Here is a 15,471-nt window from a genome sequence, read left to right on the forward strand (position 1 = left end):
CCTTTTCTTTTATTGAAATATTAAATTCTTGTTAGCTATTCGGAATGTACTTTTTTATTTTTTCAGCAGCAAAGTCTCATTTTTGAGTAGATACCATTCTTTTATTTTGAAAAATTATTTTGTTAAGTATCGAAATGTTATAAGCCTTTTACAAAAAGACGTTTCTCGGTATGGGAAAATATCCATTTTGTGAAATGCAGATTGATATTAATATTGTTCGTCCAATAGATAGTCATTCTATTGGACGAATTTTTTAGATAGAAATAATCATTTCCTTAGTGAAGCCAGTATAATACGCTATCTTTTCAATAGGAATATTGTCTTTCTTCATTTTAGTTATAATATCTATGTCTTTTAGGGTCAGAGAAGATATAGGTTCAAATAATATATCTGACAATTTACGGATAGCTTCAATAACTTTTTTCCTGTCAGATTCTATTTTTAAATTGATTCCACTAAACGGAGAAAGTTCGTCATGTAAGATAAGATAATATATTCCCCCTACTATTAAAGCTGATATAGAAACGATATCAATATCTGAGTTGGAGAATATATCTGAGAATTTTTTATTCAATGGTAACGTATGCAGCTCTCGTAACTGGGCAGTACGTTGACTGGTATCATTGTTGCTAAACAGTTCCCATTTCAGAAGCTCTTGCATGACCTTATTTCCCGATAGAGATTGAAACAAACCTATGAGGATGTTTATATACAGTTCTTTATCGTTATGTGACTGTTTTTGTGACTTTACAATATCACTAAACCAATAGTCATATTTCTTTACATACTCGTCTATAAAACTATTCAAATCATCATATCTATTATAGAATTGTACAGGCTCAATTTCAGCTTGTCGTATAATACCTGTAACTGTTAAATTAGAGAACCCTCCATTTTCAATTAAACAGGTTGCTGCATTAATAATACTTTCCTCTATGTCCTTTGTACTTCTTCTCTTTCTTCGAACTTTCATTTTATTGTTTTATTTTTATGATTTTATTTATATCATTGAGAGCATTGACTAAAGCGTCTAACTGTTCAAATTTATGTGTTGCAAGTACACTGACTCTTAATCTTGCTTCTTTTGTCCTTACTGCAGGATATACAATGGCAATGGTAAAGATACCTTTTTCTTGCAATATTTTAGCTATTTCATAAACCTTTTTATTATCTCTTATCATGATAGGAAAAATAGGGGAAACGGATTTTCCTATGTCGAATCCGTCTTCTATCAATCGCCTTCTGAGATAATTCGTGTTTTCCCAAAGTTTGGCTCTTATTTGAGGCTCTTTTTTTATAATCTCTAAAGCCTTTAATATGGATGCTGTAACTTGTGGCGTAGGGGCTGCTGAAAACACATTGCTGTCCGCATAAAATCTCAAATACTGTATTACCTTCCTTGAAGCTGCTGCAAATCCTCCTACACAGCCAAATGATTTGCTGAATGTGCCGGTAATAATATCTATTTGACCTAAACAATTATAATGTTCTGCTGTACCCCTGCCATTAGCTCCCATCACACCTATGCCGTGTGCATCATCCATCATTAGCATAACTTCATATTTGTTGCATAATTTAATGATTTCCGGAAGTTTGGATAAGTCTCCATCTTGTGAATACACTCCATCGATTATAACCAACTTGGTCTGGTACTTGTCTTTTACATCTTTGAGAACCATCTCAAGGTATTCCAAATCATTATGCCCAATCCGTTTTACATTCGTGCCTTTCAATCCTGCCATTGCACTTGTGTGGATATAAGGGTCTATTAATGCAATATCATTTTTACCTAACAAGGCTCTTAAGATACCGGAATTTGCTCCAAATCCTGAAGAAAATAATATGGCGTCTTCTTGTCCTATGAATGAAGCAATTTCCTTTTCTAATTGTTGATGAATATCAAGATAGCCGCCAATTACCTGTGCTGCGCAAGCACCGGTTCCATATTTTTTAATAGCATCTATGCCGGCCTGTTTGGTTTCGTCTCTTTGTGACATACCTAAATAGTCATTGGATATAAATGCAATGACAGATCCATCGAATCCTTCTATGTTCATGGTCGCTCCAATGCCAGAATTTGAAGTTATCCAATAACTTTTACATCCAAAGGCATTTAGTTGTTCAATGTACTGTTGAAAGTCATCTGCTCTTTCAATAGCATTTTTCCCAAAAGATAGCTCAAAGTCTTTTAATGAGTAATAAGTTTTTTTCATATAATGTATAGTTTAGATTGTATATTACAAATATACGAAAAGAGTTATGTTTCTGAACATAAAGTAAAAAAATACCTATAAATTTTATTGGATATACAATATAAATTGTATATTTGCATTGGGTAATTAAATAAGAAAGATATGGGAATGAAATTTAATTTGAAATGGATGAATCTGATAATTCTTTGTTTCTTTGCTGCACTATGTTCAAGTTGCTTAGATAATGAAGATGATGAGGATTGGAGTGAAGTCGTAAATTTATATGTTGCTTCTGAAAAAGGGGAGTATTATCCTCAAGAATATCCTAATGGACTTGCACCGTTGGAAGGTATAAAGATAAAGGAACATCCAAATGATGAGTGGACTATAATATCTATTAATGGTATTAAAGGATTTGTATATGAAGAGGGATTTGAGTATTATTTGAGGGTTGAAAAAACGCATTTGGGTAATCCTCCGGCAGATGGTATGGATGTAATATATAAGCTTATAGAAATTATATCGAAAGAGTAATTGTTTTATTGTTTTTAACCTTAACTTTGAAAAACTGCTTTATGAGAAAGAATTGCTTAAATTTCATGGGAGTGGCAGCTTTATTGCTGTTGGCTTCATGTGAAAATGATGAGTTGTGTAAAAGTACAGTAGATTTGGCGAAAAATACATCTACTGAAAGTGAGATCATAACTCTTAAGTCGGGTTCTACCGTTGAATTGAAAGACGGGAAATATTTTTGGATGGGAGATGTCATGCTGTCAGATGCACAATTAAAACAACTTGATAAGACTGGAGATATTTTCCAAGAGGATCAAGAAATCGGACGTGACAGAGGTACATTATTATCCAGTCCTATGACAGGATATGCTTCTGTTCCTAAAGATGTCAATTCACGTTCTACAGCTATATATCCTACTCCATATAATTTATGGGCTATGGTAAGATTTACTTATGCTAAAAGTGGTACGGGTACGACATTAAATCCTTATACGAAGTCTCTTATTAGGGAAGCACTTGAGTATTGGGAAGCTCATACGAATGTGAGATTTTATAATGCAACAGACCAACCAACAGTTGATCCTGATTATGGTTTTGCCTATCCTTATGTTAATTTTTGCGACGGAGATGCTAATGCTTCTTATGTAGGGCGTATTGATGGAAGACAAGATTTGACATTAGTACCTTATGGATGTACAGTAGGAAGTGTAATACATGAAATAGGCCATGCTATAGGATTATTACATGAACAATGCCGTTATGACAGGGATAATTATGTCACGGTTAATATAAATAATGTAAGTTCTGATAACAGACATAATTTTGAAAAGCGAACAAGTAACTATTTATGTACAGGAGCTTTTGATTTTGAATCAATAATGTTGTATTCATCTTATGATTTTGCTGTAGATCCTAGTATTCCAACAATGACCAAGAAAGATGGTACTACATTTACTGCTCAAAGAAATGGCTTGAGTGATTTGGATAAACGTTTCCCAAATACTTATTATTTACCATATACTGCACGTTCTGATGTGTATCGGGAGTTAGATGATGTCGTTTATGATAGTAACAATAACAGATTGACAGAAGAACAAAGAATACAGTTACAAGCACAACTTAACAACGGTAATCCCAATCCTCCTGCAGGTGGACGTATTCCAAATGAATTTTAATGTTTTAAGAGTATAATTAGTAGAGGCTGAATTTAAAATCAGGGTAGCCTCTCAGATTCAAGATTACGCCAAACAGATGATACCCGTCTGCTGAATAATTCACATACGATCCTCTATTTAATCCCGCAGGCATTGACATAAAATCAATGTCTGCGGGATTCATTATGCCCCGTTCAATTTTCCATTTTTATTTCCAGGGGTACTCTCATTATGGCTGTTGTTCCAACATTCATTGTTTACATAGGGAGTAGCCATTCATTTCACTGCAAAGTTTTATTGATGCCAGCCATATCTTTACAAGGTTCCCTTCCAGTTATGTCAGAAATCTTCCTTTTTCCTGAAGAAAAAGAGTATTTCAGTCATAAACCTTGCAGATATTGGCATCCATATATTAAGCAGTAAAATTGAATTAATTACTCCCTATTGATAAACAATGGATTATAATAGGGAAAAATTGAACTTAAATTTTTATGATTATGGTTAAAAAAGTTTTTAAAGTAGGTGGTTGCAAATTCTTTTTATTAAAATGGTGTGATAAGTGGGTATTTCCTCTTATTTCATATTATTTGGAGGGTAAAGATAGCCCTATTTACATGGCCCTTTTCTCGTGGAATCTAAAGGAAGGCATATTCGTAAAGGAAACTACTGTTACTATTAATTTTCCTAAGCATCCGCGTGGCTTTTGTTGCCAGTTTGTTGATCTCCAAAATAATGGTTCTTCAATTATTGATTGGCTTGTAGATAATGGCTTTGGTTTAGAGACGAAACGTTCTGTAACATCAGGTTTCACCTCTTATCCCGAATTCTACTTCGTAGGTGGCATTAATTTTCATAAGTACAGGAGGTTTTGTGATGAGCATCCGGAAATTTATAAATTTTTCCGTATTTGATTTTCCATCTGTTTTTCAGCCCCATAATCGGGGCTGGAATTTTTAAGCAGACTTTCCTTTTGTATTTTTTCCCTTTTATACATTCCTTTGAATGTATGTTTGTGTATCGTATAGTTTTTATCGGTTATATTTGAATCTACAGTTTTTATTATCCACTTCTAAAACCTCACTTTTGGCTTTTAGATGAAAAGAAGAATGTTATCAAAGTTGTGGTCTGTAAGTTTATGTTAAGTTCTGTTGTTACAAGGTTCTATTCAATGCTAAAGCTAATGGATAGATATATTTGTTATATGTTTTGAGCTTTTCCAGATCTACGCCATATCCTGTATATGGATTGCTTGTTTCATCATAGAAAAAAATATCCATTATATCTCCGTTTCTCACAATTCTTTCACCTGTTTGCGGTATATCTTCCAAAGTGCAGATTTCCAGTGGTAGTGAATCCACGTTACAGGGGGTACCGTTTCCCAGTAAATTCATGTGGTAGTTGAATATTACAAATCCCTTACGTTTAAAATCAAGTCTGATTCCGTATGGACGGCTTGTAAGGAAGGCGTCTGCAGCTTTTGTTATATAATTCTCCATGATAGTTTTCTGATGTAAAAGTCATGCAAAGTTAAGGCTTTTTCCAAAGGTGTACAAAGCCTGTATCCTGTTTTTCTTGCCATTCGTCATGGTTGCCTGTGTTTGGCCAGCTCTTTCGGATATTCCCTGCAAAATTGTGGGGCTGCCTTTGTCAACCGTCAAACCGGGACACTGGCAGATTGCCTGTTCATGAAAAATCTTCCTCTGACATGCAGAGCGTATTTGTTCATGCCCTCATTTGTCTTGTTGCAGCAGTCCCACCCTATGGGCAGAAAATATCCCGATGGGCTGGCTGAAAGCCGGCAAGCAGAGGGAGTTAAACAAATGAGACTATGGCAGCAATCAACGAAAATCTGAAAAGGCAGTTGGCAAAGAAAATGTATCACTTCGTTAAATATTTCCCTGTACGCATCAGAAATGTAGGGGAAGATGCAGTCGAAAACCGTAAACTCGTATGGGGATTTAAGGATGCAAATCGTGAAGTCACACTTAAAGTGGCACAGATGACCGCATCATATCTCCTGAACGAATTTGGTGATAAGGTGAAAAGTATTGTTTTTGTATGTATTCCGGCAAGTACATGCGAACAGAACGAAAATAGGTACAGGTTCTTCTGCGAGCAGGTTAGCAGTCTGGCAGGTGTTATGAACGGATTTTCCCATATCCGGATTCTGGCTGACCGTCCGGCGGTTCACGAAAACCGGAAGAAAAAAACACATGTGGATTTTTCCGAACGGTTAATGAAATTTGATGAAGATTTCTTTAAGGAAAAAGACGTTCTGATTTACGATGATGTTGTCACTACCGGAATGAGTTATGCAGAGCTGGCCGAACGTTTGGAATTTTTGGGAGCAAATGTTTTGGGAGGGCTCTTCTTGAGTCGTACATACTATAAATACCAATAAATATGGAAAAAACAAAAATTTGTAATAAAGGTGTCGCTTTTACAGGACACAGAGATATTTTGTGTTCTAAACGCAGAGAGTTAAGGCAAAGGTTATCTTTTTGCGTGAGGAATTTGTATCACGAAGGAATGTTGGACTTTTATTGTGGTGCAGCTTGGGGATTTGACCTTTTGGCAGCCGAAGTTGTATTGTCTTTGAAAGGTGAGTTGCCAGCCATTCGATTAATTTGTGTACTCCCATATAGGGGGCAGTCTGAAAAATGGAATTTGATTGAGCAAGCAAAATATAAACGTGTAATATCAAAAGCTGATGACGTTGTCATATTGAGTGAAAATTATTTTGGAGGCTGTTTTTTTCGTCGAAATGATTATTTGGTAAATCATTCATGTGGGATAGTTGCCTATTATGACGGAAAGCCAAAGGGAGGAACTTTCTATACGGTCAGAAAAGCCCAGGCGAAAAGTTTATGGGTGATAAACCTTTATCATTAAGGGTCGTTCTCATAAGAGTACTTTTCGAGGCCACTAAGTCCTTTAATGTTAATAATTCTTTGAAGGACTTAGTGGCTGAAGACTATTCCCTCTTTTAAATGTCAACGCTAACATTTATTCCGGTTTATTTTTCTTGTTTTTATTGCGTGGCCCACTGAATTTTCCCCGGTTTAACTTTACACCATATTTATTGAGAATGCGAAAAACGGAACTTCTGCTACTGAATCCGCTCATTTCAAAAATATCATCAATGGAATGTCCGTTGTTGTACATGTCAACTATCATTCTTTCACGCTCTGTTTTAGATATGGATCCTCCGGTTTTAGAGGGTTGCTTAATGTATTGTTGCAAATGCATTATATGCGAAGATGACTTGCGTAAGGCAGCAATTTCTTCAGGAAGAGAACCAAACATTTTAATAACATCTGATACTTTTGTATCCGGGAATAATTCATCTTTGGTATCTATCCCGTCATGTATGGAAATAATGCGTGCATCTTTTATACGACATAGTTCAAGGAACGTTGCCAATTCACGTGTACCACGTACTGCATTACTGAACTTCGATACAACTATTTCATCTCCTCTCTCAATACTGGCCATCAGTTGTTTCCATAGAGGACGCAAAATCTCATGATCGGTAGATTCCTCAAATACTTGTACACATCCATATTGTAGCATCCATTCCTTGTCTGCCTCAAGCATATCATACTGGTTTGCCATAAAAATGTAACCTACTTTTGCCATATATTTAGTTGATGTTATTGATAACAATTGCAAATATAGAAGTTTTATTCTGTATTAAATCATACTTTAATGAAATTTTGAAAATCGTCGATTCTAATCATTTATTCTTTCTCTTTTTATCATTGTAAATCAAACTATTGAATATGATAGTACAATTAAATCAAAATCTGTTTTTTGATGCATTGTTTCCTGAAAATAATATATAGATTTGCATAGTAAAATATGAATTAAGAATATGAAAATTAAAAAATCATACTTTGAAATCATGGGCTTGATAAACAGATTTGCGCCCATTTTATTTTCCATCTTGCTGTTTATTTCTTGCAGCGGAAAAAATGGAAAAAACATTGTTGATAGTGTAAATGATCCTGTCACAAAATACAAGACTTACTTGAACAAAGTGCGTAAAATTGAAAATATATCAGTGAGCGACCTTATATTGTATGTTAACGATTGGCAGAAACTTAAAGATACCGTATCGGTACTTATCAGTCAAGATACAATAAAGGCTCATTCTACAGCACAGATAGACTGTGCTCTTTTATATGATTCCATTCGCATGGAGTTTTCTCGATTAGTTATGGAAGTCCCTCGCACCTATAAAGAGGTGCTTATAATTAAAGAGCGTTTATCGCCATACGATTCTATTAAAGAACTTCAATCTTCAGTTGACAAGATAAGACCATTTTTTAGTTCTTTGGATAAGCATGCAACTCATAAAGAGGGCCGAAATGGTATCTTGACTATTTATCGTTCCCTTTTGAAAGAGACGCTGAATAAGGGTATTCATAACATAGATGAACTTAAGAACTTCATTGAAAAAGAAGATATAGTATTCAGATCATTTCTCCCATATATGAGTGAGTTGAATGATATGGACATAACTGATATCGCCAGAAATACGGATAAATGTTATTCTTTCGTTTTTTCTAAATACGGTTGCCATGACATAACCTACACTGATGCTATGGTATATATAGCAATGCGAACCAATCGTAGGTTAATTCAGAATGTCCGGATGTGTCTGGAAGACATACACCAAGGAAAAGTGAAGAACAAGCAACAGGCTTGGGCCTATATCTACATGATTCTACAGCCTTATGCTTCCTTGGATTATTTAAATACAGCAGTGCTTTCACATAGAGAAAAAGAAGAGCTGTATGATATGGCAGCCTGCATTCCCAGAGCTTTTGAGATACTGGCAGCAACTCTGGAAACTGAGGATAAAAGATTGAATGATCTGCCGGGTATGCTTATTGATATATTCATAAGTTCATTATAAATTCTATTTTGATATATTAGGTATTATGCTGAGACATTTTTTGGATGATTTTTTATCGTTTGTTCCACTCCAACTGCCACAACTGCTTGATGTGACAACAATGGAGGAGCCAAAGTTTTATGGCGATTATGTATTACTGACATTCCCTCTAAGAGATCCGTATGAATTGGAAGAAGTAATGGATATGTTTGAGGATGATATGGAGTTGATAACCCTTTATCATCATATTCCTATGCTGTCTGAAAAGTTTGGTCATTGCACTTGTGCTTATTCCAATCCTTCATTTGGCCAGATGTTTAAGATGAATGCACGGACAGATGATAAGGGAATGGTAACTTTCATCACAGCTACTGTGTATGATTCATTAGAACAGATGTATGGTGATTTGTGTCTTGATCTTGATGTGCATTCCAAAGGAGGAACTTTCAAATACAAGAAGGAGAAGGAAGACATATTGCTAGATTTTATGTAAGTCTACACAGAATGCGACATACTTTATACAAGCGGCTTGTTTATTGGATTGATGCCAACCAAACTTGGATAGAAGTGGTCAATGACAATCTTTACAAGGAGCAGCTCATCAAAGGATATGGACGAACAGGATACTGGGTTTCACGGAACCTGATGCTGAAAGCATACCGTTCCAATGGTGCATATAAAAAAGGAACGACTTGGATAATTCCCGAGAATGATTTGGATAAGGCATTGGCAGCTTATCGTAAAAAAGATCCTCTGTTCAAACAGCGCATTAAAAGGCATCCCGATAGTCTGACTGCCAAAGATACCGAGGTTATCATCCAAATGGCCACATATGGCCTTGTACGATTAGAACTAGATAAATATTCCATTTTTACAATTCCAGAAATATACAAACTATGACTTGGATTATCTTACATTTCATTTTCCTTTTAATACCGGTCGTTGTACCTGTTGCTTTGTACAGGAACAAAGGACGTATAATGACACATTTCTATTTGATAATGGCTATGAATGTCAAGGCACGAAAGTTCTATGTTCGATTCTGGCTTCTTTTGCTGCTACTATTTCATTACGACAGTACATTTTTGCTGAAGGACAGGTTGGGCATTATGTTATCGACAATATTTTGTATAATGATGTTTTCCTTCAAATGGTCTGACCGATGGATGAAAGATGTACATGACCGCATAAGGACAGTTGTCATTTTGTCTATAATGGCATTGGTTGCTGTTGCCATACCACAGTTGTACACACTGTCGATTAGTATTGTCCTATTTCTTACGGCATCTCTTTTTTACCCATCATCAAAGGTTATATCCGAATGTCAGGATACGGATAATGTCCAAAATTTATTGAAACATCCTGATGAGCTGATCAAAAGCTATTACAATTATCATCACGCATAAAGCCACGATTTTGCGGATAGTGGCATTGGGGTTCATCCGCATGAAAAATCAATCAATTAAAACATGACAGAATGAAAAATAAGCAAAAATTATCCGCTTCAATAGTAGCGGACGTGGAGGTCTTTGACTTCCTTAAAGAAAAAGTAGGTGAAAGGAAAACACGAACGGAAGCATATTGTGATTTATTGGACAAGTCACAAAATGGTTTTATTTCCCCTTTTTTAAGAAGAGTGGATTATGCACTTGAGCCGCATCAGTGTCATGTGACCATATCTGACCTTGCAACGGAATGGCGTTGGCATCGTGCTACTGTACGTTCGTTTTTGGACACCCTTGAGGAAATGGGGCAATTGAAAAGGGTTAAGTTGGCAAAAAGTGTAGTAATCACAATGGCATTGCATGAACAGGAAGAGAAGGCTGATAATGTACACGAAGAATCAGCTTTTACCATACGCTTGATGGAAGCATTGTCCAATTGGATTGTTGGCAAAACAGATTCAGTCATGACAGGTAAATCATGTACTGAGATAATACAACAGAAAACAGGTGTATTGTTCAACAAAGAAGACTTCTTGGTATCTGGTACCGTTTTAGATGAGTCGGCTTCTTATTGTGAACAGCAAAACGAAATTAGGGAAATAACAATGAGTTGTATTGCCTTTGCCGCATTACAAAAGGTCTTGAGAAAATCAAGGTTTGATGAAAGGAAGCCGTTACAGGAGTTTTTCCAGAATGATTGTTGTGGTCAATGGGATAATTTTCTTGAGTTATGCAAGACTCTTGCAGAACTTGTAGTAACCGGAACAGAAAATGGAGCTGATACAGATTCTCCAATAAAAAAAGAACTCAAATCCCTTCGTTCCCCTTTTCTTTCATTGCTTGCAAAATCGCAGGAGGTTATCTGAGTTCTAACCGATTTCAAATGATTGTATAACTACGGATATTTCTTATTGTTTCGGCAGTATGGCGTACTACCTTTTGTAAATGGCATCCGGGCTTGCCCGTCTGCCACGAAACAGAGGGAAGGGGGAGCCTAATACCCCTGGTGACTTACGTCACCGGGAGAGGTGTCCAGACAAGCAGCAAGCTGGGACACATGGATTATCCTGAATTAATAGAATTGTAGTATGGTTAAAGCAAAACAGGTACTTGATGTACATGTATCAAAAGGCATTACCAGGGCGCAAAGCAATGAGCATCTGCGTTGCCGTAGCGCAAAAGCCACAGAATATGCCATGAGCAAGGGAAACTATGATCCTACACGTGAACGCCTCAATTTTGAGATTGTTCGCGGTGGAAAGGTGCAGCAGGTAGATACCAGCCGCAGCATCCCGGACCGGATGGCGGTATTGTTGCGTAGCCGTGGAATAAAGGACCCTAATGAAGGACTGGCGGAACCTAAATACCGTACAGTGGTCAACATTATTTTTGGTGGTTCAAGAGAGCGTATGCAGGAACTTGCTTTCGGCAATCAGAATGTGGATTTTTCCAAAGATAGTGATAACTCCCATATTGTAAGAAAGCCGGAAATTGAACAATGGGCAAAAGACGTTTATTCATTTGTTTCTGATAAATATGGAGAGGAGAACATTGCAGCTTTTGTTGTACATCTCGATGAGCTGAACCCGCACGTCCATTGTACGCTTTTGCCAATCAAAAATGGGCGGTTTGCATACAAAGAAATTTTTGCGGGAAAGGATAAGTTTGAATATAGCGAACGAATGAAGCAGCTTCACAGTGATTTTGCGGAGGTGAACAGAAAATGGGGAATGTCACGAGGTACAAGTATTTCGGAGACAGGTGCTAAGCACAGATCCACGGAAGAATACCGACGTATGCTTTCCGAAGAGTGTACAACTAAAGAAGAACAGATTGAACGCCATAAGGCTGTCTTAGCTTCACTCCAGTCTGATATAAGATTGGCAGAACGAAGAGTGAAGGGCCTTACCTCCATGGTAGAGAATCTAAAGCATGATATGGAGAAAAAGCAGGCTCAGCTGTCATCATTGGAAAATGAATTGAAGGAACAAAAGGGCGATGCTTCTGCCATTTCGGAACAGAAAGAACGGCTTGAAAAAGAATTGGCTGCTATTCAATTGAAACTGGCAGACAAGCAGGAAAAGCTTGATGTCGCTGATAGACAGCTCTCTGATTTAAGGGAGAATATGAATGCCATTAAAGAGCGGACAGAAGAGCTGAAAGAAGAAGCTTATCGGTATTCTCGTGATGTACATTCTAAAGTGGACAGTTTGCTTAAAGACGCAATGCTGGAAGAAATGGTTAACGAACATCGTGGCTTATCGGCAAGGTTGCCTCTTTCAGAACGGCAGATTTTTGACGATTCACTTGTCCGATCTGTAGCAGAACGCGGTACTGAAGTCATGCAATGTGCTACAATGCTGTTTCTCGGAATGGTGGATGATGCCACTACTTTTGCCGAAACACATGGTGGTGGAGGTGGTGGAAGCGATCTCAAATGGGGACGTGATGAAGACGAGGACAACCGTGCCTGGGCACGGCGTTGCATGAGGATGGCATCACGTATGATGCGTCCTGCCAGTGGCAAGAAACCTAAGCGTTAATTGGCAAAGAATTGTCGTTAGGTAATTTTTTAACTCATAATTAATTCGAATATGATAAAACTGATTACTATTTGTTTTGTTACGTTATGTACGATACAAACGTATGCAAGTGAGCAATACCATTATACAGATACTGTACAATGTAAATCGCGTGAGTATAGCCAGGAGATTTTACAACCTCTGGAGCCAACCTGGCTTGATGGTGTGCTTGTTCCGGCAGGTAGAAGCGGCAACTGGTTTGTCACGGTTGCAGGTGGATTGAATGCATTTCTTGGAACACCGTTGGGGTGTGATGATTTGTTTGGCCGTATGAAGCCGGCCTACAGTTTTGCTGTAGGCAAATGGTTTACTCCGGCTGTAGGCGGCCGTATCAATTATAATGGGATGGCATTTAAAGATGGTTTGTTGTCCGATCAGAAGTATCATTATGTCCATGCGGATCTGATGTGGAATATATTTGGGCGCAGGTATGCCAGACAGGAACAGGTACGATGGACTGTCGCTCCTTTTGCAGGTGTCGGAATGATACATCACGCTACCAATGGTAATAATCCTTTTGCTCTGTCTTATGGCATCCAGGGACAATATAAACTCTCCAAAAGAGTAAGTCTGCTTATGGAACTTTCTGGCATGACTACCTTTCAGAATTTCGATGGTTTAGGCCGTCCGAATCGTCCAGGAGACAATATGCTTCTGCTTACAACGGGATTGTCATTCTCTATTGGAAAAACAGGATGGAAACGTGTTGTTGATGCCGGACCTTATATGCGAATGAATGAACAATTGGTTGGATATGCCAATTCTCTTTCAGCGGAAAACCGTTACTATGCCGGTAAGAATGAGAAGAACAAACGGACTTTGATTGAACTGAAAAAAATTATGGAGATAGAAGGATTACTCGATAAGTATTCCCATCTTTTTGCCGATAGTTGTGAACATGCCGGACACACTTACCCTGTAAATAATTATAGTGGTTTGAACTCGCTTTTGGCAAGATTGAAGAATAAGAAATGGAATGGCAAATCGGTTGACGAAAGTTCAAGTCAGATTCCTGTAACGTTTCCGAGAGATAGCCTGTGTTCAAATGACAATAATACTCAGGGGGTATGTACTGCTGAAGAATTGGAACCAAAATATTTTTCGGAAGTAGATTCTGCATATATGAAAAAATATGCCGGTTGTTTTTCTAATGGAATCATTGGTTCACCTGTATATTTCTTTTTCAATTTAAATTCGGTACAGCTTACCGATAGGTCACAATCCATTAATCTTGATGCGTTAGCCCGAGTTGCCGTTAAATACGATTTGTGTGTAAAGGTTACTGGTGCGGCTGATAAGGAAACAGGGAGCTTTGCTATCAATGACTCGTTGAGTCTGACAAGGGCCAATTATATCTCGGAGCAACTGCAATGCCGGGGTGTAAAAGCTGAAAAAATAATTGTGGATAGTAAAGGTGGCATATCAGATTATTTGCCTACAGAGGCTAACAGAAACACTAAAGTTGAACTGCTTGTTCCGGATATAGTGAGGGCTTCTGGAATGTAGGAAAAATAAGTATAGAGAAGGATTGTCTGATTGTTAAGTTTTGTGGTTGATCAGAAAGCAGGGCCGGATTTTGTTTTTGACCCTGCTTTCATTCGTTTTGTATAATAAGAAAATTATGTTATGAGCAGACAATTACCAGCTGTTGGTCAAAAAAGCATTTCCAACGATCAGGCTGTCGGCTGAGAGTGTTATTGTTGTAAAGAGTGGTCGCTTTTTGTCCACGTTAAATACTTCCTTGTAAAAAACTATATAGGCACATCTGAACTCAATAGTTCTAAAGACGGAATTGTCATCAGTTCTGTATAAAGTGATTTTCCCACTGACGGGTTTGAATTGGCTGTTCACCATTGATTCAAGAATTTCTGTATCCTTTGTGGCCTCTATGCTGAATGTTAGTCTTCCTCCTATAACAGATGTTACAGGTCTGCCTTTATTATCTGTCTTGCGACTGAATTCAATGTGAGAAAAAAGAATATCTATTTCTCTTCCACGCATACTTACGGTTGCTCTCAATGCTCCCATACTATTGTTGTTTAATGGTTATGAATCAGGATTAATAACATTCTGATTAAAGCAGAGCCCCGCTTTCGAAAAATAAAAAGGATGTCTCAAAAAACAAATATAGAATGAAAATGTATTTCTTCCAAACAGTTTTGGGAAAAAGGTATGTTTTTAGTTTGAAAAGTCATGAAAATAGCTATTCTTGTGGTAGATAAAAAGAAATAAAGATAAAGATATCGTAGAATTACACTGATTTTGTATCTTTGCTATATACGAACAACTGATAACTTAAAATTATGATTACTAGAAAAGACTTTGATACAATTGTTATAATTGCTGATAATATATGCTATTCCAAAGAATCTGTTGGAATTTACAGCAGAGAACCAGATAGAGCCCAAAAAAGCAATGTTGACAGTTTAATTGATAGCATGAAGAAAATATTCAACAATGTTGTTTTATATAATAATCCTGCACTATTTTTAGAAAAAGCTACATTACATAAAAATGATATAATTTTTCCTTACTGGCATGGAGAGAAATCGAGAAATAAGCAGGCACTTGTTGCTTCTATATGTGAGACTTACAATATGATTTATATTTGCATATTCCGGTGGATACCCGTTCAGCATTTCCGGTGATATCCGTTCAGTCCCCAGTTAGTATTCAGTATCGTTG

General features: G+C 37.0%; 17 protein-coding genes. 12 read left to right on the forward strand and 5 right to left on the reverse strand.

Annotated elements, in window-relative coordinates; all coding sequences use genetic code 11:
• Positions 1 to 253 precede the first annotated feature (253 nt).
• Both BQ7489_RS02545 and BQ7489_RS02550 read right to left on the reverse strand, forming a co-directional pair.
• A complete protein-coding gene (locus BQ7489_RS02545; protein ID WP_071150272.1) occupies positions 254 to 973 on the reverse strand; it encodes a TetR/AcrR family transcriptional regulator in 720 nt (239 codons plus the stop codon).
• A 1-nt stretch (position 974) separates the two neighbouring features.
• Positions 975 to 2,213 carry an aminotransferase class I/II-fold pyridoxal phosphate-dependent enzyme gene (locus BQ7489_RS02550; protein ID WP_071150271.1) on the reverse strand — a complete coding sequence of 413 codons (1,239 nt, stop codon included), beginning with the start codon at positions 2,211 to 2,213 and terminating at the stop codon, positions 975 to 977.
• 141 nt (positions 2,214 to 2,354) lie between these two features.
• Between BQ7489_RS02550 and BQ7489_RS02555 the strand changes: the two genes are divergently transcribed.
• The 3 genes from BQ7489_RS02555 (at position 2,355) to BQ7489_RS02565 (ending at position 4,770) form a co-directional block, all read left to right on the forward strand.
• A complete protein-coding gene (locus tag BQ7489_RS02555) occupies positions 2,355 to 2,726 on the forward strand; it encodes a DUF4377 domain-containing protein (protein WP_071150270.1) in 372 nt (123 codons plus the stop codon).
• 41 nt (positions 2,727 to 2,767) lie between these two features.
• Entirely contained in the window at positions 2,768 to 3,880 is a 1,113-nt protein-coding gene (locus BQ7489_RS02560; RefSeq protein ID WP_083381018.1) for a M12 family metallopeptidase, read from the forward strand.
• A 476-nt stretch (positions 3,881 to 4,356) separates the two neighbouring features.
• On the forward strand, positions 4,357 to 4,770 hold the full coding sequence (locus BQ7489_RS02565; RefSeq protein ID WP_162617767.1) for a DUF4313 domain-containing protein: 414 nt from the start codon (positions 4,357 to 4,359) through the stop codon (positions 4,768 to 4,770).
• 240 nt (positions 4,771 to 5,010) lie between these two features.
• On the opposite strand, the gene BQ7489_RS02570 is transcribed toward BQ7489_RS02565, so the two are convergent.
• Positions 5,011 to 5,355: a hypothetical protein gene (locus BQ7489_RS02570; RefSeq protein ID WP_071150267.1), complete on the reverse strand. Its 345-nt coding sequence runs from the start codon at positions 5,353 to 5,355 to the stop codon at positions 5,011 to 5,013.
• A 332-nt stretch (positions 5,356 to 5,687) separates the two neighbouring features.
• Between BQ7489_RS02570 and BQ7489_RS02575 the strand changes: the two genes are divergently transcribed.
• Together BQ7489_RS02575 and BQ7489_RS02580 are read left to right on the forward strand one after the other, a co-directional pair.
• The gene (locus tag BQ7489_RS02575) at positions 5,688 to 6,260 is read left to right on the forward strand and encodes a phosphoribosyltransferase (RefSeq protein WP_071150266.1); all 573 of its coding nucleotides are present in this window, start codon (positions 5,688 to 5,690) and stop codon (positions 6,258 to 6,260) included.
• A gap of 2 nt (positions 6,261 to 6,262) precedes the next feature.
• Positions 6,263 to 6,751 (forward strand): SLOG family protein, encoded by a 489-nt coding sequence (locus BQ7489_RS02580; protein WP_071150265.1) that lies wholly within the window; start codon positions 6,263 to 6,265, stop codon positions 6,749 to 6,751.
• A 114-nt stretch (positions 6,752 to 6,865) separates the two neighbouring features.
• Here the strand turns inward: BQ7489_RS02580 and BQ7489_RS02585 are convergent, their stop codons facing one another.
• Positions 6,866 to 7,498, reverse strand: coding sequence for a recombinase family protein (locus BQ7489_RS02585; protein WP_071150264.1), 633 nt, complete (start codon positions 7,496 to 7,498; stop codon positions 6,866 to 6,868).
• Between the two features lie 235 nt (positions 7,499 to 7,733).
• Between BQ7489_RS02585 and BQ7489_RS02590 the strand changes: the two genes are divergently transcribed.
• From BQ7489_RS02590 to BQ7489_RS02620, 6 genes are all read left to right on the forward strand, one after another.
• The gene (locus BQ7489_RS02590) at positions 7,734 to 8,780 is read left to right on the forward strand and encodes a hypothetical protein (protein WP_071150263.1); all 1,047 of its coding nucleotides are present in this window, start codon (positions 7,734 to 7,736) and stop codon (positions 8,778 to 8,780) included.
• A gap of 25 nt (positions 8,781 to 8,805) precedes the next feature.
• On the forward strand, positions 8,806 to 9,252 hold the full coding sequence (locus BQ7489_RS02595; RefSeq protein ID WP_071150262.1) for a hypothetical protein: 447 nt from the start codon (positions 8,806 to 8,808) through the stop codon (positions 9,250 to 9,252).
• Positions 9,253 to 9,263: 11 nt separating this feature from the next.
• On the forward strand, positions 9,264 to 9,659 hold the full coding sequence (locus BQ7489_RS02600; RefSeq protein WP_071150261.1) for a hypothetical protein: 396 nt from the start codon (positions 9,264 to 9,266) through the stop codon (positions 9,657 to 9,659).
• A 577-nt stretch (positions 9,660 to 10,236) separates the two neighbouring features.
• Positions 10,237 to 11,070, forward strand: a complete 834-nt coding sequence (locus BQ7489_RS02610; protein WP_071150259.1) for a MarR family transcriptional regulator — start codon at positions 10,237 to 10,239, stop codon at positions 11,068 to 11,070.
• Between the two features lie 222 nt (positions 11,071 to 11,292).
• Positions 11,293 to 12,747, forward strand: a complete 1,455-nt coding sequence (gene mobV, locus BQ7489_RS02615) for a MobV family relaxase (protein ID WP_071150258.1) — start codon at positions 11,293 to 11,295, stop codon at positions 12,745 to 12,747.
• A gap of 51 nt (positions 12,748 to 12,798) precedes the next feature.
• Positions 12,799 to 14,292, forward strand: a complete 1,494-nt coding sequence (locus BQ7489_RS02620; protein WP_071150257.1) for an OmpA family protein — start codon at positions 12,799 to 12,801, stop codon at positions 14,290 to 14,292.
• Positions 14,293 to 14,424: 132 nt separating this feature from the next.
• Here BQ7489_RS02620 and tssD read toward each other — a convergent pair whose 3' ends face one another.
• A complete protein-coding gene (tssD, locus tag BQ7489_RS02625; protein ID WP_071150256.1) occupies positions 14,425 to 14,814 on the reverse strand; it encodes a type VI secretion system tube protein TssD in 390 nt (129 codons plus the stop codon).
• Between the two features lie 275 nt (positions 14,815 to 15,089).
• Between tssD and BQ7489_RS02630 the strand changes: the two genes are divergently transcribed.
• Positions 15,090 to 15,434 carry a hypothetical protein gene (locus tag BQ7489_RS02630; RefSeq protein WP_071150255.1) on the forward strand — a complete coding sequence of 115 codons (345 nt, stop codon included), beginning with the start codon at positions 15,090 to 15,092 and terminating at the stop codon, positions 15,432 to 15,434.
• Positions 15,435 to 15,471: the final 37 nt, after the last annotated feature.

The sequence above is a fragment of the Bacteroides ilei genome, from assembly GCF_900128495.1.
GTDB classification, from domain to species: Bacteria; Bacteroidota; Bacteroidia; order Bacteroidales; family Bacteroidaceae; genus Phocaeicola; species Phocaeicola ilei.